General features: G+C 51.8%; 18 protein-coding genes. 9 read left to right on the forward strand and 9 right to left on the reverse strand.

The genetic code is table 11. From position 1 onward, the window contains the following. Nucleotides 1–23: 23 nt before the first annotated feature. The 5 genes from purB to ACN06F_RS05250 form a co-directional block, all read right to left on the reverse strand. Complete coding sequence (purB, locus tag ACN06F_RS05230) at nucleotides 24–1409, reverse strand: adenylosuccinate lyase (protein WP_095602361.1); 1386 nt, start codon at nucleotides 1407–1409, stop codon at nucleotides 24–26. 93 nt (nucleotides 1410–1502) lie between these two features. Further along, complete coding sequence (hflD, locus tag ACN06F_RS05235) at nucleotides 1503–2141, reverse strand: high frequency lysogenization protein HflD (protein WP_095602360.1); 639 nt, start codon at nucleotides 2139–2141, stop codon at nucleotides 1503–1505. Continuing rightward, nucleotides 2138–3280, reverse strand: a complete 1143-nt coding sequence (gene mnmA, locus ACN06F_RS05240; protein WP_198348431.1) for a tRNA 2-thiouridine(34) synthase MnmA — start codon at nucleotides 3278–3280, stop codon at nucleotides 2138–2140. Before mnmA ends, hflD begins: the two co-directional genes overlap by 4 nt. A gap of 73 nt (nucleotides 3281–3353) precedes the next feature. After that, nucleotides 3354–3803 (reverse strand): NUDIX domain-containing protein, encoded by a 450-nt coding sequence (locus ACN06F_RS05245; protein ID WP_198348430.1) that lies wholly within the window; start codon nucleotides 3801–3803, stop codon nucleotides 3354–3356. Between the two features lie 8 nt (nucleotides 3804–3811). Then, nucleotides 3812–4414 (reverse strand): pseudouridine synthase, encoded by a 603-nt coding sequence (locus ACN06F_RS05250; protein WP_198348429.1) that lies wholly within the window; start codon nucleotides 4412–4414, stop codon nucleotides 3812–3814. 305 nt (nucleotides 4415–4719) lie between these two features. On the opposite strand from ACN06F_RS05250, the gene ACN06F_RS05255 reads away from it, so the two are divergent. The 3 genes from ACN06F_RS05255 (at nucleotide 4720) to clpA (ending at nucleotide 10026) form a co-directional block, all read left to right on the forward strand. Next, entirely contained in the window at nucleotides 4720–6957 is a 2238-nt protein-coding gene (locus ACN06F_RS05255) for an NADP-dependent isocitrate dehydrogenase (RefSeq protein WP_095602356.1), read from the forward strand. 309 nt (nucleotides 6958–7266) lie between these two features. Further along, entirely contained in the window at nucleotides 7267–7611 is a 345-nt protein-coding gene (clpS, locus tag ACN06F_RS05260; RefSeq protein WP_174412716.1) for an ATP-dependent Clp protease adapter ClpS, read from the forward strand. 138 nt (nucleotides 7612–7749) lie between these two features. Continuing rightward, nucleotides 7750–10026, forward strand: a complete 2277-nt coding sequence (gene clpA, locus ACN06F_RS05265) for an ATP-dependent Clp protease ATP-binding subunit ClpA (RefSeq protein WP_095602355.1) — start codon at nucleotides 7750–7752, stop codon at nucleotides 10024–10026. Nucleotides 10027–10197: 171 nt separating this feature from the next. On the opposite strand, the gene infA is transcribed toward clpA, so the two are convergent. From infA to aat, 3 genes are all read right to left on the reverse strand, one after another. Beyond that, complete coding sequence (gene infA, locus ACN06F_RS05270; protein ID WP_007111068.1) at nucleotides 10198–10416, reverse strand: translation initiation factor IF-1; 219 nt, start codon at nucleotides 10414–10416, stop codon at nucleotides 10198–10200. Between the two features lie 139 nt (nucleotides 10417–10555). Then, nucleotides 10556–11290: an arginyltransferase gene (locus tag ACN06F_RS05275; RefSeq protein ID WP_038482539.1), complete on the reverse strand. Its 735-nt coding sequence runs from the start codon at nucleotides 11288–11290 to the stop codon at nucleotides 10556–10558. A gap of 62 nt (nucleotides 11291–11352) precedes the next feature. Continuing rightward, on the reverse strand, nucleotides 11353–12105 hold the full coding sequence (aat, locus tag ACN06F_RS05280; protein WP_433924795.1) for a leucyl/phenylalanyl-tRNA--protein transferase: 753 nt from the start codon (nucleotides 12103–12105) through the stop codon (nucleotides 11353–11355). 118 nt (nucleotides 12106–12223) lie between these two features. On the opposite strand from aat, the gene ACN06F_RS05285 reads away from it, so the two are divergent. Together ACN06F_RS05285 and lolA are read left to right on the forward strand one after the other, a co-directional pair. Then, nucleotides 12224–15727 (forward strand): DNA translocase FtsK 4TM domain-containing protein, encoded by a 3504-nt coding sequence (locus ACN06F_RS05285; RefSeq protein WP_433924796.1) that lies wholly within the window; start codon nucleotides 12224–12226, stop codon nucleotides 15725–15727. Nucleotides 15728–15895: 168 nt separating this feature from the next. Then, nucleotides 15896–16549: an outer membrane lipoprotein chaperone LolA gene (lolA, locus tag ACN06F_RS05290; RefSeq protein WP_095602352.1), complete on the forward strand. Its 654-nt coding sequence runs from the start codon at nucleotides 15896–15898 to the stop codon at nucleotides 16547–16549. Nucleotides 16550–16613: 64 nt separating this feature from the next. Here lolA and ACN06F_RS05295 read toward each other — a convergent pair whose 3' ends face one another. Beyond that, the gene (locus tag ACN06F_RS05295) at nucleotides 16614–17948 is read right to left on the reverse strand and encodes a replication-associated recombination protein A (protein ID WP_433924797.1); all 1335 of its coding nucleotides are present in this window, start codon (nucleotides 17946–17948) and stop codon (nucleotides 16614–16616) included. 254 nt (nucleotides 17949–18202) lie between these two features. Here ACN06F_RS05295 and ACN06F_RS05300 point away from each other — a divergent pair, with 254 nt between their 5' ends. From ACN06F_RS05300 to ACN06F_RS05315, 4 genes are all read left to right on the forward strand, one after another. Further along, nucleotides 18203–18748, forward strand: a complete 546-nt coding sequence (locus ACN06F_RS05300; protein ID WP_038482554.1) for a hemerythrin domain-containing protein — start codon at nucleotides 18203–18205, stop codon at nucleotides 18746–18748. A 114-nt stretch (nucleotides 18749–18862) separates the two neighbouring features. Further along, on the forward strand, nucleotides 18863–19660 hold the full coding sequence (murI, locus tag ACN06F_RS05305) for a glutamate racemase (protein WP_433924798.1): 798 nt from the start codon (nucleotides 18863–18865) through the stop codon (nucleotides 19658–19660). A gap of 57 nt (nucleotides 19661–19717) precedes the next feature. Beyond that, complete coding sequence (gene trmA, locus ACN06F_RS05310; RefSeq protein ID WP_433924799.1) at nucleotides 19718–20833, forward strand: tRNA (uridine(54)-C5)-methyltransferase TrmA; 1116 nt, start codon at nucleotides 19718–19720, stop codon at nucleotides 20831–20833. 192 nt (nucleotides 20834–21025) lie between these two features. After that, nucleotides 21026–25849 (forward strand): NAD-glutamate dehydrogenase, encoded by a 4824-nt coding sequence (locus ACN06F_RS05315; RefSeq protein WP_433924800.1) that lies wholly within the window; start codon nucleotides 21026–21028, stop codon nucleotides 25847–25849. Nucleotides 25850–25975: the final 126 nt, after the last annotated feature.

Raw genomic sequence — 25975 nt, forward strand, 5'->3', positions numbered from 1 at the left:
TTACTAAGGACGCAGTGCGTCGTTTAGAGTGCAGCAAGCCGCTGGTTAAGTGCTTCGGCTTGAGCCTTCGCATTACCAATATAGCTGGCAGGAGAGAGGGCTTTCAGCTCATTTTTAACCGGCTCGGGTAGTTCAAGCGTATCAATAAAAGCAGCAAAGCCTGCTTGGTCAATACGCTTGCCGCGGGTTAATTCTTTAAGCTTTTCGTAGGGTTTTTCGATGCCATAGCGACGCATGACCGTTTGAATTGGCTCAGCCAGTACTTCCCAGCTGTTATCCAGGTCTTCAGCTAGACGCTCAGGATTTGCTTCCAGTTTGCTGATGCCCTTGAGACTGGCGTGATAGCCAATCAGGCCGTAAGCCAAGCCAACGCCTAAGTTGCGCAACACAGTGGAATCCGTTAGGTCGCGCTGCCAGCGTGAAATCGGTAGTTTCTGGGCCAAGTGATTAAGCACGGCATTGGCCAGCCCAAGGTTGCCTTCCGAGTTTTCAAAGTCAATTGGGTTAACTTTATGCGGCATGGTCGATGAGCCAATTTCGCCTTCGACGGTGCGCTGCTTAAAGTAGCCCAGTGAAATATAGCCCCATACGTCCCGATCAAAGTCGATCAAAATAGTGTTGAAGCGGCAAACTGCATCGAAAAGCTCGGCAATGTAGTCGTGGGGCTCAATCTGTGTGGTATAGGGGTTGAAGCTTAGTCCTAAACCTTCGACAAAGGTGCGTGCGTTGGCTTCCCAGTCAATGTCTGGGTAGGTCGTCAGGTGGGCGTTGTAATTGCCTACAGCACCGTTAATTTTACCCAGAATCTCAACGCGTTCGATTTGTTTGAGCTGGCGCTTAAGCCGGTAGGCCACGTTGGCCATTTCCTTGCCTAGCGTTGTAGGGCTGGCGGTTTGTCCATGGGTGCGCGATAGCATCGGTTGAGCCGCATGCGCAATGGCCAATTTGGCAATCTCATCAGCGACTTCATGCAGGGTAGGTAGAGTGGCTTTTAGCCCATCTGCCAGCATAACGCCGTAGGAAAGGTTGTTGATGTCTTCGCTGGTGCAAGCGAAGTGAATAAATTCAGTGACCGCGTTGAGCTCGGGCTGCCCCGCAATCTTCTCTTTCAAGAAATACTCAACCGCTTTGACATCGTGGTTGGTGGTGCGCTCTATTTCTTTAATGCGTTCGGCATCTTCGACAGAAAAGTCACGAATCAGCTGCTCAAGAAAAGCCGTCGCTTCCACTGACAGCGGCGGTACTTCGACAATTTGGCTGTGGTCCGCAAGGCGCTGCAGCCAGCGCACTTCCACAATCACGCGAGCACGGATAAGACCGAATTCGCTGAAGTGCTCCCGTAGTGCGGCGGCTTTTGCGCCGTAGCGTCCGTCAACGGGGGAGAGGGCGGTCAAAGCAGAGAGTTGCATGGCTTAGTTTCCAAGGTGGTCTGAAGTCAATGGTTCGAACAGCAATATGTCGAAAAGAAATCGCTCGAAGTGCCTCGATGATCTTTGGGCGCTTTAGCCAAGGCTATCAAGCGCGCGCCTCAACGCTTTACGCTGGAAAACAAGCTTCCAGCGACGGCCGCCTTGCTGGTGCCATAGCAGCGCAAAACGTATGCCCGCCATCAAACAAGCGCGCACCCGCTCGGGCATCATGCGAGTCTGCAGTAAAGAGGGGTCGCCCTGAACCACGATGCGGGTTTTGAACGTCGAAATGGTTTCTTGGTAGGCATCGCCCAGGCTTGCAATCACATTTTCATGAGTGCTGCCGAAGTGCTCTGCCTGTCCCTGTACGTGGGATAGCTTTTGACCAAGTAAATCCATCATATGGCGGTCAGTGCGCAGTTTATTCATTAACAGTAGCAGCGAAAAACCGTAGCGGAGAACCACAGGATTGGCTTGTTTGCGGCCAACAAGGGCTTCGAGTGTTTCTAACCCGCGGCGTAAATTATTGGGGTGGCCGCCATAAATAGCTTCAAAGCTTTCCGGGTTGGTGTCCACGGTTGCATTGATGAGTGTTTCCCAGGCGCGAGGATCTACTTGCCCAGTACGCGCGAGTTCATCTACCAAACTAGCGGATTGGAAGACGCCGGCCAGTGCCAGTGCTTGGCGAGCGGCTTGAGAATCCGGCGCGCGATGAATAGGGGTAGCGCTCATGCAGCGGCCTCCGTGGTATTCCAAGTGGCGCGAATAACGCCGCCGCCTAAGCAAATTTCACCATCATAAAGTACCAATGACTGGCCTGGTGTGACCGCCCACTGAGGATCATCAAACACCACCTCAACAGTGCCGTCGGGCAGCGCATGGATTTCACATGGGCAATCACTTTGACGATAGCGGGTTTTGGCGGTGTAACGGCCCTGTGCGGCAGGCGGTTCACCTGCTACCCAATCCATGGCTTCAGTGGCCAACGCATTGGTGAACAGCAGGTGGTGATGCTTGCCTTGGACGACAATCAATACATTACGCTCAAGGTCTTTGGCCGCTACGTACCATGGGTCTTCCGAATAGTTGGCGAGACCACCAATGCCTAACCCTTGGCGCTGCCCGAGGGTGTAGTACATCAGTCCCATATGCTTACCAATGACATCGCCTTCGGGCGTTTCAATATTGCCGGGTTGTGCGGGCAGGTATTGCTGCAAAAAGTCGCGGAAGCGGCGCTCGCCGATAAAGCAAATACCAGTAGAGTCTTTTTTCTTGGCGGTAATAAGATCGTGCTGTTCAGCCAAGGCTCTAACGGCAGGTTTTTCAAGCTCACCAACCGGAAACAGGGTGCGCGCAATCGCTGCTTCAGGCACCGCGTGCAGGAAATAGCTTTGATCTTTATTGCTATCCACACCTTTTAGCAGGCGCGGGCGTCCTCCGCGAACTCCTTGGCGAACATAATGCCCGGTTGCGATTTTATCTGCGCCTAACATTTCAGCGTAGTCTAGAAAGACCTTAAACTTGATCTCTCGGTTGCACAGGATATCGGGATTGGGCGTTCTGCCCGCTTTATATTCGGCTAAAAAATGCTCGAAGACGTTATCCCAATACTCGGATGCGAAATTGGCCGTATGCAATTTGATGCCCAGCTTCTCACACACAGCTTCTGCATCGGCAAGATCTTCTTTTGCCGTGCAGTATTCGGTGCCGTCGTCTTCATCCCAATTCTTCATAAACAGGCCCTCAACCTCATACCCTTGTTGGAGTAGAAGGAGAGCAGAAACCGATGAATCAACGCCGCCCGACATGCCAACAATTACTTTTTGGGCCTCGGGCGCTTCAGGAATAGACGTGCCATGGGTGGATGTCATTGGCATCCTCAGTTGAAGTGGTGTGCAATTGGGTGCTGATTATACACGATGGAGGCTTGGTGCTTCGAGTGCTTCACTCATGAATCACGGCCAGGGGATAACATTGGCCGTTAATGGCGTTTTCGATACGTTTAAGCACCAGGGGGCTGCGCAGCCTACCGGCATTGCCGAGGGCTTTGATGTCATTTAATGTGAGCCAGTGAGTGGCGGTGATGTCGCTATCAATGGGGGACGAGAGCATGACGTCTGGTGTGGCTATAAAACCATGGCTATGAAAGGTAAGGCCTTCTGGCGTGTGGAAGACATAAAGACCTAAGTAGTCGGTTAGCGTCACCTGCCAAGCAGTTTCTTCTTGCACTTCACGCAAGATGGCTACCATAGGACCTTCGCCTGGCTCTACATGTCCAGCCGGTTGGTTAAACACGGTTTGCCTACCGCCGCGGGCTTCTTCCACCATCAAAAAGTGGTCATTGCGCTGAATCACGCAGGCAACGGTACTTCTGATGATGGCATTTTTTATCATCTCACTGCTCATTTGGAGTGCCTGTGCCGAGGTGCGCCGCTGCGCTTTGGCGCTTTAGTGGGGCGTGGAGCGTGCAGTGTTTGTTTGCGCCACTCGCCTGGGGCCAAGTCGCCAAGTTGCCATGTGCCAATCGCCGCGCGTATCAATCTCAACGTCGGAAACCCTACATGGGCGGTCATGCGCCGTACTTGGCGGTTGCGGCCTTCGCTGATTGTTAACTCTAACCAACTGGTGGAGGGGTGGCGCTTAGGGTCAATCCTTGGGTCGCGTTGTGCGATGACCGGTGGCTCAATGCGCCGGGCTTTTGCTGGCTGGGTTGGGCCATCTTTTAAGGTGACACCGTTTTTCAGAGCACTAATTGCCTCATCATTAATCTGCCCTTCGAGCTGCACCCAGTAAGTTTTGGGCTGCTTGTGACGTGGGTGGGCGATACGGTGAATGAGGCTGCCGTCATCACTTAATAACAGCAGGCCCTCAGAGTCATAATCAAGCCGCCCTGCGGCGTACACGCCAGGCACATCTATAACATCGGCTAATGTGGCGCGGCCTTGTTTGTCGGTAAACTGAGAGAGCATACGATAGGGTTTATGCAGTAAATATAAAGTGCTCATGATCTCTTTAGAAGGGTGCCCTTGATTTGTCGACAATCTCTCATGCGATTAAAATGCAGCGCTGGTATACTTTGAGGCTAATATTTCAAAGGCAGTTCTTGAAAAGCCGCCTTTGAATAGCGTTTATGTCGTGCCGGAGTTGTCGTAATTTCCACTGAAATAACCACCGTAAAAACCACCGATTGATAACCGGGAAAGCCAAATTAAATGGCCCCGCCTGCTTCGCGGCATGGTCTCTCGTTGAAGAAGTCGCGTCGCTCAGGATCTCTATAATCACAGCGATAGAAAAAAGAGGTTAACGCAAAATGTCTAAAACGCCGAAGATCATTTACACGCTCACCGACGAAGCGCCTGCGCTCGCGACATACTCTTTGCTACCGATTATTGACGCTTTCACCGACGCTGCGGGTATCGAGGTGGAAACCCGGGATATTTCCCTGGCGGCTCGCGTTCTCTCTTTATTTCCCGACTACTTGACCGAAGAGCAGCGTATCGAAGACCACCTGGCCGAATTAGGTGCGCTGGCTAAGGTTCCCGAAGCCAATATCATCAAATTACCGAATATCAGCGCCTCTATGCCGCAGCTGCGGGCGGTGATCAAAGAGCTGCAAGAACAAGGTTACAAGCTGCCCGAGTATCCGGATGACCCAAGCAGCGATGAAGAGAAAGATATCAAGGCGCGCTATGACAAAGTGAAAGGCAGCGCAGTTAACCCCGTATTGCGTGAAGGTAACTCTGATCGTCGCGCACCGAAGGCCGTGAAAGAGTACGCCCGCAAGTACCCGCATTCTATGGGGGAGTGGAGCCAGGCGTCGCGTACCCATGTTTCACACATGCATAGTGGCGACTTCTACCACGGCGAGAAGTCGATGACCTTGGATCGCGCTCGCAACGTCAAGATGGAGCTGATCACTGCCAGCGGTGAAACCAAGGTGCTCAAGCCTCGGGTCGAGCTGCTGGACGGCGAAATCATTGACAGCATGTTTATGAGCAAGAAAGCGCTGCTGGAGTTTTACGAGCGTGAAATCGAGGATGCGCGTAAGACCGGTGTGATGTTCTCATTGCACGTAAAAGCGACGATGATGAAGGTCTCGCACCCCATCGTGTTCGGGCACTGCGTCAAAATTTTCTACAAGGACGCCTTTGAGAAGCACGGTGAGCTCTTCAAAGAGTTGGGTGTCGATGTTAACAATGGCATCGCTAATCTCTACGATAAGATTGCGACCTTGCCAGAATCCCAGCGTGATGAAGTCATTAGTGACCTGCATGCGTGCCATGACAAGCGCCCAGAGCTGGCGATGGTTGATTCGGCTCGCGGCATTACCAACTTCCACTCACCCAGTGATGTGATTGTTGATGCTTCGATGCCGGCGATGATTCGCGCTGGCGGTAAGATGTACGGTGCTGATGGTCGTCTCAAGGACGTCAAAGCCGTTATGCCTGAGTCGACGTTCGCGCGTATTTATCAGGAAATGATCAACTTCTGTAAATGGCACGGCGCGTTTGATCCGGCCACAATGGGTACCGTTCCCAATGTTGGTTTGATGGCGCAAAAAGCTGAAGAGTATGGTTCTCACGATAAGACCTTCGAGGTGCCAGCGGATGGTGTTGCCAACATCACTGATCTGGACACGGGTGAAGTACTGCTATCACAGACGGTGGAGCAGGGCGATATCTGGCGCATGTGTCAGGTCAAAGATGCGCCGATTCGCGACTGGGTGAAGTTGGCGGTTGAGCGCTGCCGTGATTCTGGTATGCCGACGGTGTTCTGGCTTGATCCTTACCGTCCGCACGAGAATGAGCTGATCAAAAAGGTCAAAACGTACCTTAAAGATCACGATACAGATGGCCTCGAAATCCATATCATGTCTCAAGTTCGGGCGATGCGTTACACCCTTGAGCGCGTGATTCGTGGTCTCGATACGATCTCGGTGACGGGCAATATTCTCCGTGATTACCTGACAGACCTATTCCCGATTCTTGAGTTGGGCACTAGTGCCAAAATGCTTTCTATCGTGCCGTTGATGGATGGCGGTGGTCTGTTTGAAACGGGTGCCGGTGGTTCCGCACCTAAGCACGTTCAGCAACTGCTTGAAGAGAACCACCTACGTTGGGACAGCCTTGGCGAGTTCCTGGCGCTGGTTGCTTCTTTGGAACACCTCGCTAAACGTTTTGGCAATGACCGTGCTAAGTTGCTGGCGAAAGCGTTGGATGAAGCTAACGGCAAGTTCCTTGAGAGCAATAAATCACCTTCGCGCAAAGTGGGTGAGCTTGATAACCGAGGAAGCCACTTCTATCTAGCGCTCTATTGGGCAGAAGCACTAGCCGCTCAGGATCAAGACGCTGAGCTGAAAACACGCTTTGCCCGTTTGGTAGAAACGCTGAAAGCCAATGAAGCTAAGATCATTGACGAACTGAATGGCGTGCAAGGCCAGCCTGTTGACCTTAAAGGCTATTACCACCCGAATGGGGAAGTGGCTAGTCAAGTCATGCGCCCAAGTAAGACGCTCAATGAAGCCCTTGCAATGGTCGCAAACGGTTAAGACTTAAATCACCAGCAGTCTGCGTTGCCGCTGGGCAATACGCATGAAAACGCTGTGATATCCCTCGCCCGCTTTGGTGGGCGAGGGTTTTTTGTCTTATTTAGTATGCTAATTTTGTATTTTCCATGAACCCTTGCTGGTAACGGGCGTCTTACTTTGGAGAGCAAAATCAGAGTGATTAAATCTAGCTTAGTTAAAGTTAGTGAGTTTCAAGCTAGGATGGATGATTCAAGCGCCGTAAGACACCACTTGCCAGCTAAGAGACGATAACCCTTGCTGCTTATGCCTACTACAGACAGCCCATACGTCATGGCTATCCTGCACGCAGGAATGACTCGGCCAGATGCGCCTGAATATGATGATGATCTAGCCGTTCAGCCAGCTGAGCCAGAGCTTGCTCGGCCGCCGTTGTACAAAGTGATACTTCACAATGATGATTTCACACCGATGGAGTTTGTTGTTGAGGTATTACAGGAATTTTTTAATATGGATAGTGAGCAGGCGGTTCAGGTCATGCTTGCGGTGCATACCCAAGGTAAAGCGACGTGCGGTATCTTTACACGGGATATTGCAGAAACGAAAAGTTACCAAGTCAATGAATATGCCCGCGAATGCGAGCATCCTTTAATGTGTGATATCGAAGCTGCTGACTGAAAGCGTTGAAAAAAATTAGCGATGGGCCTTGCAAGTGCGCCATTTGTACCCGATGTTGAAAGTGCCGGTCGACTAAACTGATCCGACGCAAGCCCTAGGTGGCGACACGCCCTAGGTAGTAGCGAAAAGGGGACTGCCATGCTGAGCAAAGAACTTGAACTTACCCTGAACACGGCCTTCACCGTGGCTCGCTCAAAGCGCCACGAGTTTATGACCGTTGAGCACCTGCTCCTGGCGTTGTTGGATAATGCGTCAGCAGTTGACGTGTTAAAGGCGTGTGGGGCGAATCTCGATAAGCTGCGGTCCGATCTGCAGGATTTTATTAATTCGACCACACCATTGATTCCTGAGAGTCAGGCGGATCGCGAAACCCAGCCTACCCTTGGGTTTCAGCGCGTATTGCAACGTGCTGTATTTCATGTGCAGTCATCTGGAAAGAGTGAAGTGACTGGCGCTAATGTGCTGGTCGCTATTTTCTCTGAGCAGGAAAGCCAAGCCGTTTACTTCCTCAAGCAACAAAGCGTTGCGCGCGTAGACGCTGTTAACTATATCGCTCACGGTATTTCTAAGGTGGCTGGCCATGGGGCTGCTCCATCGCCGTCTTCTCAAGAGAGTGAAGATGCTGAAGAGGGTAGTTCTGAAGGGGCTGCGCATCCGTTAACCGGTTATGCTACCAACCTGAATGAGCAGGCGCGTCAAGGCAAAATAGATCCATTGATTGGTCGCGATCATGAACTTGAGCGCGTGGTGCAAATCCTTGCCCGCCGGCGCAAGAATAACCCGCTATTGGTCGGCGAGGCTGGTGTTGGTAAAACCGCTATCGCAGAAGGCTTAGCAAAGCGCATTGTTGAAGAAGATGTGCCGGATGTGATTGCCGATGCAGTGGTTTACTCGCTTGATATGGGAGCGTTGTTAGCGGGTACTAAATACCGCGGTGATTTCGAGAAGCGCCTAAAAAGCTTGCTTAGTGAATTACGCAAGCAGCCTAACGCCGTGCTCTTTATTGACGAGATTCATACCGTAATAGGCGCGGGTGCTGCCTCGGGTGGCGTAATGGATGCGTCTAACTTGCTGAAGCCCTTGCTTTCCTCCGGTGAGTTGCGGTGTATCGGTTCGACAACGTTCCAAGAGTTCCGCGGTATTTTTGAGAAAGATCGCGCCCTGGCTCGTCGGTTCCAAAAAGTGGATGTGCTAGCACCCTCTGTGGATGACACCATTAAGATCCTCAAAGGGTTACGTTCGCGCTTTGAAGAACACCATGAGCTTAAGTACACCGATGGCGCGCTAGAGAGTGCCGCTCGTTTGGCTGATCGCTATATCAATGACCGTTACCTACCCGATAAAGCCATCGATGTGATTGATGAGGCAGGCGCGCACCAGCGTATGCTACCGCCAGAAGTGCGGACTAACACTATTGATGTTGAACAGGTAGAAGCGGTAGTGGCGTCTATTGCGCGCATTCCGCCAAAGAGTGTTTCAAGTTCTGATCGTAAGTTGCTAGAGAAGCTCGACCGCGACTTGAAAATGTTGGTGTTCGGTCAAGATGAGGCCATCGATACTCTCTCCGCTGCCATTAAGCTTTCCCGTGCCGGTTTGAAATCGCCAGATAAGCCAGTAGGTAGTTTCTTGTTTGCTGGCCCAACCGGTGTTGGTAAAACCGAAGTGGCTAAGCAGTTGGCGCATATCATGGGTATCGAACTAGTACGCTTTGATATGTCGGAGTACATGGAGCGTCATACTGTTTCACGCTTGATTGGTGCCCCTCCAGGCTATGTTGGCTATGACCAAGGGGGCCTGTTAACGGAAGCCGTCACTAAGCAGCCGCATTGTGTATTGCTGCTAGATGAAATTGAGAAGGCGCACCCTGAAGTGTTTAACCTGCTGCTGCAGGTTATGGATCACGGTCGTTTGACAGACAACAATGGCCGCGAGGCGGATTTCCGTCACGTGATCCTGATCATGACCTCGAACGCAGGGGCAGAGCAGGCATCACGGCGCTCTATCGGTTTCCAAAGCCAAGACCACTCAACCGACGCGATGGAAGTGATTCGTCGCACCTTCTCGCCTGAGTTTCGCAACCGCTTGGATGGTATTATCCAGTTCCATGCGCTGCAAACGTCTGTTGTGCGTAACGTAGTCGATAAGTTCCTGATCGAGCTACAGGCACAGCTGGACGAAAAGCGTGTACAGCTTGAAGTGGATGATACCGCGAGAGACTGGTTGGCAGAGAAGGGTTACGATCCCGATATGGGAGCGCGCCCAATGGCTCGCTTGATCCAGGAGAAACTGAAGAAGCCGTTGGCTGAGATGATTCTATTTGGCGAGCTGGCTGATCAAGGCGGCATTGTGCACGTTAGTCTTGAAGAAGGTGAGCTGCATTTGTCAACGGAGTCGGAGATGGCGGATGCGCCCTGAAAAGGGCGCTAAGTCTACATTAAGCCCTTATCTCATGCCTCACTAAAGCACAGCGCCCTGTCATCCGACGGGGCGTTGTCGTTTCCAGAGAGCGGCGCCGTACTTACGCTATATTTTCAGTCAAGATGCGTGCATGCGCGGGCAGTATTTGCTTGTAGGCGTTACCAAGGCTTAGCGCGAGCGATAAACAATACGGCCTTTTGACAGATCGTAGGGCGTCAGCTCTACTTTTACCTTGTCACCTGTCAGGATGCGGATGTAGTTTTTGCGCATCTTGCCTGAAATATGAGCGGTGACGACGTGGCCGTTTTCCAGCTCAACACGGAACATGGTGTTGGGAAGGGTATCAACAATAACGCCTTCCATTTCAATATGATCTTCGCGTGCCATATAGGCAGATCCTCACTTATTTAACGTAATGGTTTGGTCTAATTAGTCACTTCAATGGGTGTCGTCAGGTGACGGTTACCCAGCAAGCAGCGCTATATTGTGCCGTAAGCCTGCCATCAAGGCAAAAAAGCTGGCAAGTTTAGCAAATTAAAGGCCGCCAATGTCTCCCGTCGAGCACCTCTATTGGGGTGAACGCGCGCTTGTAACGCATCTTACGGCACTCTTCAATCCAATACCCAAGATACAAGTGGGGGAGAGACTTTTCACCACACAGCTCAATAAGTTTGAGAATAGCAAACGTTCCCAGTGATCGCTTTTCCAAGGCCTTATCGACACTGAAAAACGTGTAAATAGCCGATAGCCCATGTTCAAGTTGGTCAAATGCCGCGACCGCGACGAGCTTCCCATCCAGGTGCATCTCTAAAAGGTGTGCATAGGGTTCTTCAAGCGTTAAAAAGGTACGATACTGCTCCCGGCTAGGCGGATACATGTCACCATCGGCGTGGCGTAAGCGGATATAATCTGCATAGAGTGCATAATGCTCTGCCTCATAGCGTGCAGGCACTACACGTGTAGCAATATCGGCATTAAGGCGCCGGAGTTTGCGTTGGGTGCGATTAGCGCTAAAGTCACTGATAGGAATGCGTACTGAGCGACAGGCATTGCAACCCTCGCAGTGAGGGCGGTATAGATGGCGACCGCTGCGACGAAAGCCGAGTAACGAAAGTGAGTCATAAACGCCGGGAACGGGAGATTCCTGGGGATCCAGAAACAGAGTGGTTGCCTCTTTGCCAGGAAGATAGCTGCAGGCGTGGGGAACGGTTAGGAAGAAGCGCAAATCCCGCACAGGGCGGCGAGGAGCGTTACTACTCACGGCTTGCCTCCTTGCTTAGTTTGAACATGGACTAGCTTGAATATGGACTAGTTTGAATACGCTTACCATTCTGAAGAGTGGCCTGAGGCAATGGCACCAAGCCACGGTGATCCAGGTATAATAGGCGCTTCATTGGTCATATTCGTTAAGTTAAATGCCTCGTTAGGCAACCACTTTTCAAGATAGTTGATGAACGTCTTACGAGCGACTGTTGTCGCACCAAGGCTCGCCAAGTGAGGTGTGTGCATCTGGCAGTCGATCAGCTTACCCTCGTGGTGTTGCATAGCATGGGCTAAGTGGGCGAGGGCAATTTTAGAGGCATCGGGCACTTTCGAGAACATTGATTCACCAAAGAAGATTGGCCCCATTGCTAATCCATAAAGCCCGCCAACCAGTTGGCCTTCAAGATGTACTTCAATGCTATGCGCGATGCCTAGCTCATGTAGACGTTGGTAAGCGTGACGCATATCTTGATTGATCCAAGTGCCTGGCTCCCCAGAGCGTGGCGCAGCGCATGCTTTAACAATGTTTTCAAACTGTTGATCCACAGTGACGATAAAGCCACCATGACGCAATCGCTTAACAAGGCTACGACGTCGTTTAAACTGTGGTGGTTGCAATACCATACGTGGGTTGGGGCTCCACCACAAAATAGGTTCATCATCGCTATACCATGGAAAAATACCTTTTCGGTAAGCGTGGATTAACCAGTGGGGGGAGAGCTCTCCGCCTGCGGCAAGAAGGCCGTTCGGTGACTCGAGGGCAAGGTCGGTAGACGGAAAGATAGGCTGTGGCGATGAAAGCCAAGGTAGCATTGTTTGCTCCTGTTACTGAACACTTCGATAGAAGCGCTGTGACGGCGAAAGGATGCTCGGTATGATGCAAACTCGCAAGTGGATTAAAGACACCATTGAGGTGTAAAGGGAGAATCGCTTGAAAGTAAATAAGGCGGTAGACAAGCGAACGCAACGTAACTCGCGTCAACCATCATCAACGGCCTCAACTGGGCGAGTTAAAGCCGCAAAGGATAAAGCTCGTCGATTTGGCCTGCGCTTGCAGGGCTCGGCGCGCGAAGGCGTGGTCGTGGTGCTGCTTGCGCTGTGCGTATTTTTGTTATTGGCACTGTTTAGTTATGACCCTGCCGACCCAGGTTGGTCTTATCAAGGGCCGGAAACGGATGTTCATAACTGGATGGGACCTGTTGGTGCTTGGCTTGCGGACGTGCTTTATTCGCTGCTGGGAGCAAGTGCCTTGTGGTGGCCGGGAATGTTTGGTTATGCAGCCTGGTGGCTAATGAGGTCACGCCAAGTGCGGTTTGATATCGATCCGGTAGCGATTGCTGTCCACACCGGAGGATTAGTGCTGCTTATCTTCGGCACGACGATGTTGGGTGCGCTGCATTTTTATCATCCTGACAGCATTTTGCCTTACGCCTCTGGCGGTATATTGGGCGAAGGGTTAGTCAGCACTCTAAAACCACTTGTCAGCAATGGTGGTGTTGGTCTTATTTCTGCTGCGCTAATCTTGATCGGTTTTCCACTGTTTAGCGGCATGTCGTGGTTACAGGTGGCTGATGAGCTTGGTCGTCGTCTGTGTAAAGTAGGGGGCTGGTTCAGCGCTCGGCGTGCTAAAGGGCGTGAGAGGCGCTCCCAGCGTGCTGCTGTGCGTGCCGCCGCGAAAGCGGCGTCTCAGAAAGTAAAAGAGAAACCACTAGCTGAATTTAAAGCGGCTAAGCCAGAGAGTGACTCGCAACGCCCAAGTCCAAAAGAGAGTAGTCACCAGCAAGCACCCGCCCAAGAAAGCAGCCGCGTACGTCGTGAGCCTAGTTTTTCAACCACTACGACAGATACCTCAATTCCATGGGCAGCGGCTGCATTTTCAGGGGCGTTGCCTGAGGAAGAGATGCCCAAGCGTGCATCCTCAACTGCGGCTGAACAGCCTGCTTCTGAGATGGACGCCCCTCAGGATGTTCCGTCGGTTGAGCCTAATGACCAGCCGCTTGAAACCACGGCTGAAGAGCGGCGTGAAGCTAAAGCAGAAGTTAAAACAGAGGTTAAAACAGAGGTTAAAACAGAGCCTAAAATAGAGCCTGTTGTGAACAACGATGTGGAAAAGGTTGCGGAAGACGCTGTAGAAGACGCCGAGGAAAAATTGCCCAGCGCGCCTCGCGAGGATGCTTTTGCGGTGCGCATCAAGGACGAAAGCAGCGAGCCAACACTTTCAGTACCGCTCTCCGCGAGAGAGGCAGAGCCAACGTTCGATCGGCCAGCGCGTGATGAGCTAGCCGGTGAAAAATCGGCTTCTCATCCTGCACCTAGTTTTCAGCCAGCAGAAACGCAGCCATTTACTTCATCGGCAGACGTATCACGCGATGAAACAGAGCATCAAGCTACGTCTCAGGCGATGTCTTATGCAGCGCATGAAATAAAACAGCATGATGCAGCTAAGCAAGGCGACGACGTTGAACGCGAGATGGCGCCTGTTTCTACCAGCATGCCTGAACCCGAGCATACGCCCGCAATCACGCTGCGAGATGCTGGTGACTCTCGCCCTGTACATGCGACGCCCCCTGAGCCTCGTTCCGAACGAGTACCTGAAGTCGTGCCAGAGCCAGTATGGGATGATGAGGAAGATGATCTCCCTGTCGCACGACCAGCCGTTACTGCTACGCGCCAAGAGCCAACGCTACATGATTCTGATGTATCCAGGACTGATGTATCCAGGACTGATGTATCCAGGACTGAGGTATCCAGGGCGGAGGCACCCAGGGTTGGGGTTCCCCAAGGTGAGTCTTCTGAGACGGTGGATTCAAATGACATGTCTGCCGACGAGGCGTCTTCTGAGGAAAAAGAATCTGACAATGGGCCTACTCTGTGGACCGTTGAGCATCTGCAGAGCCAGCGTCCAGCGTTTGAAACATTTGATGAGCCAGAAGGGGATGTGCCCAGTCTCCAGCTGCTGACGCCTCCAGAGCCGCATGAGCCAAATTACACGGACGAGCAGCTTGCTGATATGGCGGAGCTCTTGGAAGTGCGGCTGCGTGAGTATGGTGTTAAGGCGGAAGTCGTTGATACATGGCCTGGCCCTGTGATCACCCGATTTGAAATTAAGCCAGCGGCTGGGGTGAAGGTTTCCAAAATCAGTAACCTTGCTAAAGACCTAGCACGCTCGTTAATGGTCAAGAGTGTACGTGTGGTTGAGGTAATTCCTGGACGTCCAACGGTCGGCATTGAAATACCTAATCCCCATCGAGCAATGATTCGTCTGCGTGAAGTAATTGACTCTGACCGTTATCAACAAGAAAGCTCGCCACTGACCATGGCGTTGGGTCAGGACATTGGCGGCGGGCCCGTTGTCGCTAATCTAGGTAAGATGCCCCATCTTCTGGTTGCGGGTACGACGGGGTCTGGTAAGTCAGTGGGTGTTAATGCCATGCTGATTTCCATGCTGCTAAAAGCGACCCCAGATGAGCTGAAGCTGATCATGGTTGACCCAAAAATGCTGGAGCTGTCAGTTTACGATGGCATTCCACACCTTTTGGCTCCCGTGGTCACGGATATGAAAGAAGCTGCAAATAGTCTGCGCTGGTGTGTTGCGGAGATGGAGCGCCGCTACAAATTAATGGCGGCAATGGGGGTGCGTAACATTGCAGGCTTTAATGGTCGTTTAGATGAGGCTGAGAGTGCCGGCGCACAAGTTGCCGACCCGCTTTGGGAGCCACAGCCATGGGAAATGCATCAAACGCCGCCAATCCTTGAAAAACTGCCCTACATCGTGGTGGTGATCGACGAATTCGCCGACATGTTTATGATCGTCGGGAAGAAAGTTGAAGAACTCATTGCTCGCTTGGCACAAAAGGCGCGTGCAGCGGGTATCCACCTGATTTTGGCTACTCAGCGCCCCTCTGTTGATGTGGTGACGGGGCTGATTAAGGCGAATATTCCATCGCGAATGGCCTTCCAGGTATCGTCTCGGATTGATTCGCGTACCATTCTGGACCAGGGGGGCGCCGAGAGCCTGCTCGGCCATGGTGATATGCTTTACTTACCCGCTGGTTCAGGGCCGCCTAACCGGATTCATGGTGCTTTTGTAGACGATGACGAAGTGCACCGGGTCGTGGATGATTGGAAGCGACGTGGCGCGCCTGAGTATATTGAAGAGATTTTGTCAGGCGGTGTAACTGCCGATGCGCTGACGGGGCTTGAGGCTGAGGGCGTAGATGGCGATGATGCTGAGCAGGATGCGCTTTACGATGAGGCGGTTCAGTTCGTTACCGAAACACGCAAAGCTTCTATATCTGCCGTTCAGCGTCGCTTCAAAATCGGCTATAACCGCGCTGCACGTTTGGTAGAAGCAATGGAAGGTGCCGGTGTGGTTACCTCTATGGGTTCTAACGGTGCCCGTGAAGTGTTGGCACCGCCACCGATAGGCCACTGACTTATCTGTTAATGAGTGCCCGGCGCTTGGTTCAATAATGCAATAAGCGTGAAAGTCGCGCCGTAGGTGAAACCCTGCGGCGCGTTTTGCGTCTGAGAGGCTACACGGATCGTCTTAACGCTCCTTGCCTCGTCCGCTATTCGGCAATGACTGCCTAGGGAGAATATAATGCGCGATACACATACTCGACGCTCATCAGCGTTGGCGTTAGCAGCCAGTGCACTAGGGTTAGCCTTTGCATCGCCTATTGCGTGGGCAAACGAGGCTGCAGAGCGCCTTACTGAGCGGCTTGACCCGCTTGAGAACTATCAAGCGACGTTTGAACAGCAAATTTTGGACGGTGGTGGTGAGCGTTTACAAAGCGCGCGTGGGGAAATGTGGCTCTCGCGCCCTGGCATGCTACGTTGGGAAGTAGATGCGCCTTATACGCAAGTCGTCGTCTCGGATGGTGATGATGTTTATCTCTATGACCCTGATCTTGAGCAAGTCACCATTCAGGCAATGGATGACCGGGTCACTCATACACCCGCGCTGTTGCTTTCAGGCAGTGCAAGCGATTTAACTGCTAGCTATGACGTATTTCATGAGCAGCAGGACGGTGATGACGTATTTACGCTGATTCCTATCTCAGCGGATACGTTATTCGAAGAGCTGAGCATGGTCTTTGACAATCAGACCTTAACGGAACTGTGGATGATGGACAGTACTGGTCAGCGTACTGCGATTACGTTTAGCGACATTACCCGTAACGGTAGTATTGACCGCAGCTTATTCAATTTTGATATTCCTGAAGGCACTGATGTTATCCGCGAAGAGCTGTAAAAAATGTTGTGAGAAGAGCAATACACTCTCGTAATAATGTCGCACGATGACTAGATCAGGCACCTTAAGGTGCCTGATCTGCTTCTAGGTCCTGCTGTTCCCGCCACGCCATTATCTCACCAAAGCGTTTCTCCTGACCAAAGACGCTCGGTTCATAAAATCGTGTTTTAGGTACGTCATCAGGCCAACAGTCATGAGCGCTGCCAGCAGGGTAGCCATAGGTTTCGTTATGCGCGTAGCGATAACCTTGGCCATGTCCTAACTGCTCCATCAATTTGGTGGGGGCGTTACGAAGATAGCTGGGAACTTCCAGCTGTGGTTGCTGTTGCACAAACTGCTGTGCAGCCTTCCAGGCACGATCGATACGATTACTTTTTGGAGCAACCGCTAAATGAATGGCGGCGTGGGCAATCGCCCGCTGGCCCTCATAATCGCCTAAACGTAAATAGGCATCCCAGGCAGCAATGACTAGGGGTAGTGCTCGTGGATCAGCATTTCCTACATCTTCTGAGGCAATCGCCGTTAAGCGGCGCACAATATCAAGCGGGTCGCCGCCGCCCTGTAAAAAGCGTGCCATATACAGCAGGGCTGAATCAGGGCGTGATGAGCGAATTGATTTATGAACGGCTGATAATAAATCGTAATAAGCGTCACCCTGCTTATCAAAGGCGCTTGATTGATGCCCAACGACATCGGCTAACACCGCTTTGTGCAGCACTTCTCTATCACTGTGTCGCTCAGTAAAGTCGCAGGCCGTTTCTAGCAGTCCTAGCGCGCGACGTGCGTCGCCTGCGCTGGCATGGGCAAGTGCCTCTAACACGCCCTCTTCCATCTCAATGCAGCGCTTTCCCAAGCCGTGCTCTGCGTCGTTTAACGCCTGAGTTAACACCTGGATAAGTTCTTCATGGCTCAGTGGTTTTAGTACATAAACCCGAGCGCGGGAAAGTAGCGCCGAGTTAACCTCAAAAGAGGGGTTTTCTGTCGTTGCGCCGATCAGCGTTAGCAGACCCGATTCTACATGGGGTAGCAGCGCATCCTGTTGACTCTTGTTCAATCGGTGGATTTCATCTAAGAATAGAAGTGTGGGCGATGTGCGTTGCTGTGCTCGCTCTACTGCTGAACGAATTTCTTTTACACCGGCCATGACGGCACTTAAATGCTCAAGATGAGCGCCAGAAGCACGTGCCAATAACTCTGCTAGCGTGGTTTTCCCTACACCAGGTGGCCCCCATAAAATCATTGAACGCACGGCACCGGACTCTGCCATACGACGTAGGGGTTTTTCAGGCCCCACTAATGCTTGCTGGCCGACGTAATCGTTAAGGGTTAGAGGGCGCATACGGTAGGCAAGGGGCGCGTCTTCACTCGTGGTAACGGACGCGCGGTCAAAAAGATCCATATAAACGTTCCCTATAAATTTCCATCGTAAATCTTGCCGTTGAACAATCAACGATTAACAAGTGTCTGTGGTAAATAATGTTACGTCGGGCTACCTTTGGGCATAACCGACGGATAAGCGCCTGCTTGCCTAGGTAATGCCAAAGGCGCATGGTAACGATTAACACCAGTGTAGTTGAACCCAGCTCATGCCATGCGCTTAAGCGCTAGTAGGCAATGGGCGAAAGGTAAGGCACTTACAAAGGAGACGGCAAGATGTTAAACCAACTGCGTCTAGATCATGCCAACATGGCGCGAATGCTCCATGTGTTGCAGCTAAAACAAAAAACACTCGTGAGCGGTGAGCGGCCCGACTTCCAGTTGATGCGTGAGGTGGTGGACTACATTTTGTCTTATATGGATGGTTTTGCTTCTCCGCTGGAAAAGATTTGCGTGGAACGTCTGCAAGAGCAGGCTCCTGAGCACCTTCCATTGATGGAGCAAATGGCCAGTGACTATCGAAAATTAAAGCCGCGCCTGTCCCGTTTATCCAATGATATCGACATGATTCTAATGGATAACGTGCTCCCCATGGATCGCTTTGCAGAGGCGTTGAAAGCGTACCTTGATGCACACCGAGCCTATCTCCGTCATGAGAGAGAGGGTCTGTTCCCGTTGATAGATAAGCATTTCAGTGAAGAGGATATGGAGGAGCTTCGTCAAGCGTTACCTGAGGGGGCTGAAAAAGAACTAGAGCGCCTACAGCAAGCGTACCCCGAACTTTACGCTGAATTGCGTGGTGCCGAAGTGCCATCAATGTAGCGCGTAAGCTGATCACTCAAGGTGTAACGGGGCGTGTTAGACTAACGCCCCGTTTTTTTATTGGCGGCTTGAGGAGGGTGGCATGTACAACGCGTATTGGATGGTTAAGCAGTGATGTCAGGGCCTGTACTACTGTTTGATTCAGGTGTGGGCGGCCTTTCTGTTGCCCATGCGCTTCGCCAGCATTATCCGCATCTGGCAATGTGTTATGCCTGTGATAATGCGTGGCTACCCTATGGTCTACGTGATGATGTGACGCTCTCCCAGCGTATTGTCTCGGTATGCAAAGCGGCAGTAGATGCCTGTCAGGCGAGTGTCTTGGTAGTTGCCTGTAATACCGCTAGCACTCTAGCGTTAGAGGGATTGCGTGCAGCGTTAGATATTCCGGTTGTTGGAACGGTGCCTGCTATCAAACCTGCTGCGTTGAGTAGTCAGACACGTCACATTGGCTTGCTCGCCACAGCGGCGACCATCAACAGGCCGTATACGCAGACGTTAATTAATAGTTTCGCGAGTGACTGTGTGATCACCAGGGTGGCAGCAGGTGAGCTTGTTACAGAGGCGGAAGCGTGGCTATCCGGCATACCGATTAACCAGCAGCGCATAAATCTAGCGCTAACACCTTTATGGCAGGCTACCCAGACCAACCCAGCACTCGATACGGTTGTGCTGGGCTGTACCCATTTTCCACTGCTGAAAACTGAGCTAATCCGGCTATCGCCGGTACCCTTGGTGTGGGTAGATTCTGGCGATGCAATTGCTCGTCGGGTAGGGCAAGTGGCACCTACTATAGCCAGCAGCGCCCAAGATGGGCGTTGTTTCACGACAGCATCAGCGTCGCAACTCACTAAAGGGTTAGCACGTTTTGGTTTTCACGCGCCACAACAATTATCGATTCCTAACGCGGTGTAGTCCCTCTGTTAGGTTATTTGTTTTTATTGATGTTATTTACTTAAATGAGGAACTACCTTGGCGATCCCCACTGTAGAACCAGAACGCTACGCCGAACAGCTCGCTGAAAAGCAAGCCTACGTGGAGAAGACCTTTGCAGCGTTCACCACGCCCACGCTAGAAGTCTACCCCTCACCGCCAAGCCACTATCGGCAACGCTGCGAATTTCGTATTTGGCATGAAGATGATGACCTCTTCTACGCCATGTTTGAGGTCGATTCGGATAATCCTAAAAACAAGCGTGTCGTGCGTTTGGATCAGTTCCCCGTTGCCAGTGAGCATATCAATGCGCTGATGCCGCGTCTGCGAGAAGCGTTTCTTGCCAGCGATGAACTTCGTCGGCGCTTATTTCAAGTTGAGTTTTTAACCACGTTGTCTGGCGAAGCCTTGGTAACGCTGATCTACCACCGCCCGTTAGGCGAGGCCTGGGAAGCCGAAGCGCGCGCACTGGAGGAGGCGCTTGGCATCATGATTATTGGCCGTTCGCGCAAGCAGCGCTTGGTGCTAACCCGAGATCATGTGTGGGAGCGCTTAACAGTTGATGGCCGTGAACTGGTGTATCAACAGGTCGAAAACAGTTTTACGCAGCCGAATGCGCATATCTGCCAGACCATGCTTAGCTGGGCCAGGGAGGCCACCGCTGGACGGCAGTATGAAGACTTGGTGGAGCTTTACTGTGGTAACGGTAACTTTACCATTGCGTTAGCGGATAACTTTCGCCGTGTATTGGCGACTGAGATTTCCCGTACCTCGGTTGCTAGCGCTAACGTCAACCTGGACGCTAACGGCGTGACCAATGCTCAGGTGGCAAGAATGTCCGCTGAAGAGTTCGCACTGGCGTTAAAAGGCGAGAAAACAGGTCGTCGAGTGACGGAGATGGGCTTAGACACATACGAGTTTTCCACCGTGTTGGTAGACCCGCCAAGATCAGGTCTGGACGTTCAAAGCTGTCATCAAATCAGCGAATACGCTCAAATCGTCTATATTTCATGCAACCCGGCAACGCTTGCTGAAAACTTAACCATACTGACTCAAACGCATCATATTGAGCGGTTCGCGCTTTTTGATCAGTTTCCATTTACCAAGCATTGTGAATGCGGTGTCTTACTCACACGAAAGAACTCTGGGCTATAGAGGTATTGTCAATAGTGCTTAAGAGGTCTTGTCAATAGTGCTTATGATGCATAAGCGGCATACACCATGAATAACCTGTCAGATGGCTAGGGAGACGAGCATCGGTAGCGTAAGCTAGTAGACAGTAAGGCCTAAAGGCCTATTGTCCTTCGTTTTTTGGCCTAAAGTGGCCCCAGGCAGTCGAGGTGATGGATGCATTACGTTGCGATTGAAGAGAGTCGGCGGGATCTTTTGAAGCAGCTACAAGAGCGATTGGATGCGCGACTGGAGCCGGAGCGAGCGGCAGATGTTGAAGCCTTTGCTCGCCACTTCTACGCCACTGTACCCGTGGAAGACTTGGTCGACCGACGCCTAGACGACTTGTATGGGGCCACGCTGTCGATTTGGCAGTTTTTACAGCATCACGATCCTAAAAGCCCCAAGGTGCGCATCTTCAACCCCGACTTTGAAGAGCACGGCTGGCAGTCAACTCATACCTTCGTTGCCGTTTTGCACGAAGACATGCCATTTTTGGTTGATTCGGTACGAATTGAACTTAATCGTCGCGGACTAACGGTACACGCTATTCAGAACGCTGTATTTGCCGTAGCTCGTGACGGTCAGCACCAGCTCAAAGAGCTCGTTTCGCCAAGAGATGAAAACGCGCCTGAAGCGCGTGAATCGTTGATGGTCATTGAAGTGGATCGCCATTCGGATCCTGAGTCGCTGACCAAAATTGAGAATAAGCTGCATGAAGTGCTGCGTGATGTCAGAACAGCAGTCAGCGACTTTGACGAGATGTGCGGTCAAATCACGTCGGCTATTCATGAGCTAGAGAAAAACTGCCCGCCGCAAATTGATCCTGACGATCATGAAGAAGCCATCGCGTTTTTAGAGTGGCTGCTCAAAGATAACTTTACTTTCCTGGGTTACGACGAGTACCTGCTGGAAGGTAAAGAGCTACAACGTGACCCCAATAGTGTTCTGGGGGTTTTCCGCCTTGATCAGCCTCGTTACCGCGAGCGTATCCGCACTGAAGAAGGTATTGATGAGAATGGCGACTACGTGCTGGTACCTCAGCTACTGTCGTTTGCTAAAAGCGCTCATCACTCCCGGGTGCATCGGCCTACATATCCAGACTACATTACCGTTGACCGTTATGATGACGACGGCAATGTGATTGGCGAACGGCGCTTCTTTGGCCTGTTCACTGCCACGGTTTATAACGAATCGCCACGCAATATTCCGTTGCTGCGTCGCAAGTTGAAAGCTGTAATGGATATTGCTGGATTTAATCCCCAGGGTCATAACGGCAAACAGCTGTTGCAAGTGTTGGAAGTGTATCCGCGTGATGACCTATTCCAGATCAGCACCGAATCCCTGGCCAGCACGTCGCTCGGTATTCTTAATATCCGTGAACGCCGCCAAGTGCGCTTGTTTATTCGCGCGGACGTCAGCGGTAAGTTCTACTCTTGCTTAGTCTTTGTTCCAAGAGATGTGTTCTCTACCGACCTGCGCCAGCGCATACAAACGATGCTATGCGATGAACTAGACGCTCATTTTGGCGACTTTAACACCTATTTATCAGAGTCGGTTTTAGCCCGTATTCAGCTTATTCTGCGCTTTAATGGTGAAGGACCAAGTCAATACGATCTTAAGCGCTTAGAAAGCAAAGTGGCACGTTTGGCACGTAGCTGGCGTGATGAGCTTCAGGAAGCGATGATTGAAGGCTTTGGTGAAGAGCGTGCCAATCACCAAATGGATGACTTCCATGACGCATTCTCGGCCAGTTACCGAGAAGATTTCAACGCGCGCACAGCGGTGTTTGATGTTCAGCATCTACTGACCCTGGATAGCGGTGACGATCTCTCGTTGTCACTTTATCGCCCCCTGGAAGAGCAAGCGGGCGGTATGAACTTAAAGCTTTTCCATCGTGAAACGCAGATCCCGCTGTCTGATGTGCTACCGATGATGGAAAACCTGGGGTTGCGCGTTATCGGCGAGCGCCCTTATGACATTAATGCTCCGCAGCAGCGTTACTGGATTCATGACTTCGAACTGGAACATAGTCGCGAAGGCGTTAATTTAAGCGAAATGCGTGACACCTTTAGCGAAGCGTTTAAGCGTATATGGGCCGGTGAGGCGGATAACGACGCTTTTAACCGTCTGATAATTGGTGCTGGCCTTGATTGGCGTGAAGTCGCCATGCTGCGCGGTTATGCCCGTTACCTTAAGCAGATTCGCTTTGGTATGTCGCAGGATTACATCGCAGCTACTCTAGCTAATTACCCGGTAATCACCCAGGCGCTCGTTGAGCTATTCCGGTTGCGCTTTGATCCCAAGCATCAGCCAAGCAGCTTAGATGACTGTATTGCTCGTTTAAATGAGAACCTGGAAAGTGTCGCCAGCCTCAATGATGACCAGTTGCTGCGTCGCTTTATGGAGCTTATTCAAGCGACTCTGCGCACTAACTACTACCAGAAAGCGGATGATGGCCGTTTTAAAGATTACATCTCCTATAAACTGGAGCCCTCGAAAGTTACGGGCATGCCCAAGCCCCGTCCGGCATTTGAGATTTTTGTCTGTTCACCCCGCGTAGAAGGTGTCCACCTGCGTGGCGGTAAAGTCGCTCGCGGTGGCTTGCGCTGGTCAGATCGCCACGAAGATTTCCGTACGGAAGTGTTAGGCCTGGTAAAAGCCCAGCAGGTGAAAAATGCGGTTATCGTGCCTGTGGGAGCTAAAGGCGGTTTCGTATGCAAACGCATGCCAGAAAATGCTGATCGTGAAACCCAGCAGAAAGAAGGTATCGCCTGCTACAAAATCTTTATTCGCGCACTGCTGGATGTCACTGACAACCTAGTGGGTGGTGAAGTTGTGCCACCGCAAAATGTGGTACGCCATGATGGTGACGATAGCTACCTTGTTGTTGCCGCTGATAAAGGGACCGCAACTTTCTCGGATATCGCAAATGAGATATCCATAGAGTATGGCCACTGGCTTGGGGATGCCTTTGCTTCTGGCGGTGCTAACGGTTACGACCATAAGAAAATGGCAATTACCGCGCGTGGTGCCTGGGAATCCGTCAAGCGTCACTTCAAAAACCTCGACGTGAATACCCAACAAGATTTGTTCACGGTAGTGGGCATTGGCGATATGGCCGGCGATGTTTTCGGCAACGGCATGCTGCTGTCGGATAAAATCCAGCTGGTAGGCGCATTTAACCACCTGCATATTTTTGTCGATCCGAACCCCGACGCAGAAGCGGCTTTCGCCGAGCGTAAGCGCATGTTCAATCTGCCGCGCTCCAGTTGGGAAGACTACAATGCTGAACTGATTTCACAGGGGGGCGGTGTCTTTAGCCGCAGTGCGAAATCGATTCCGATTACTCCGGAAATGCAGCAGGTGTTTGGTATCGAAGAAACGCGCCTTTCACCCAATGATCTGATCCGCGCCATGCTGAAGGCCAAGATTGATCTGTTGTGGAACGGTGGTATCGGCACCTATGTGAAGAGCTCCGATGAAACCGACGCCGACGTGGGCGACAAAGCCAACGACGCGCTGCGTATTAACGGCGCTGAGTTGAATTGCCGCGTTGTTGGTGAGGGCGGAAACTTGGGCTTGACCCAGCGTGGTCGGATGGAAGCGGCCGCTAAAGGTGTGCGCGTTTATACAGACTTTATCGATAATGCCGGGGGTGTTAACTGCTCTGACCATGAGGTCAATATCAAGATATTGATTGATGAAGTGGTTAAGCGTGGTGACATGACCGACAAACAGCGTAACCAGCTGCTATCAGATATGACCGAGGAAGTTGCTAACCTAGTCATTCTCGATAACTATCGTCAAACCCAAGCGCTGGATCTGTCAGAAATTCTGTCTCACCAAGGCATGGGGCCATACCGTCGCTTTATCAGTGAGCTTGAGTCAGCCGGTCAAATTGATCGTGAATTAGAGTTCTTGCCTGGCGATGATGTGCTTAAAGAGCGCGCCAGTCATGATCAGGGCATGCGGTTACCTGAGCTGTCGGTGCTGATTTCTTACGCTAAGAGCACCCTGAAAGGCGATTTGATCAACTCTGATGTGCCTGATGATCCCTACATTCATCGTCATTTAGAACGCTTGTTCCCTGAGGTGTTGACGGAACGCTACCAGACCGAGATGTACGACCACCGTCTGAAGCGTGAAATTGTTGCCACCCAAGTGGCCAACGATCTAGTTGACCACATGGGTATCGTCTTCGTTCGTCGTCTAATGGACTCTACCGGCGCAGGTCGAGCTGATATTGCTCGTGCTTACGTGGTCGCTCGAGACGCGTTTAACCTGACGGCACTGTGGGAACAGATTGAGGCGCTGGACAACCAAGTGCCGAACCGTGTGCAGTACTCAATGATGCTCGACCTGATGCGCATGATTCGCCGCGCGACGCGCTGGTTCCTGCGTCAGCATTTGGGGTTGTCGACCCAAGATACAATTGAGTACTTCGGACCTCGCCTTGCTCAACTGCAAGAAGGGATTGGTGAGCTGCTCAGCGGAGAAGAGAAGGCTACATGGCGTAAGCGTTGCGACGAGCTGCTAGAAGCAGGTGTGCCAGAAGCGCTAGCCTCTACGGTGGCTGCATCGCCTAGTCTCTATGCAGGTTTGGGCATTATTCACGCAGCGCGGGTCACCAATGAGAAGCCTCAGCGTGTGGCCGAAGTGTTCTATGAAATTGGCAGCCGTCTAGAGTTACCCTGGATTATCCAGCAGGTGACCCAGCTGGAAGTGCGTGATGCGTGGCAAGCGCAAGCGCGAGAAACCTTCCGTGACGATATTGATCGCCAGCAACTGGCACTAACGACCAGTGTTCTGAAGCTGGAGGCGGGTAGTCGTGACACTCAAGAACGTGTGGCTCAGTGGCTTGAGCAGCACGCCGAGCTACACCGCCGCTGGTGTCATCTGATTGACGAAGTGCGCGGTGGCAGTGAAGGTGGCTTTGCACTGTTTGCCGTCGCCGTACGTGAACTGGTCGACCTTGCTGAAAGTGATAGCGAAGCGTAAGTCACAAGTTAGCTATCGACTTGCTCGATAAGTAACACCACCTAACCGCGTCCTGAATCAGGGCGCGGTTTTTTTATGACGGTTCTTGAGACCGTTCTTGAGACTGCTCTTGATACCGCTCTTGTG

Origin of the sequence: Vreelandella sp. 21, assembly GCF_050995515.1 — a bacterium.
GTDB classification, from domain to species: Bacteria; Pseudomonadota; Gammaproteobacteria; order Pseudomonadales; family Halomonadaceae; genus Vreelandella; species Vreelandella alkaliphila.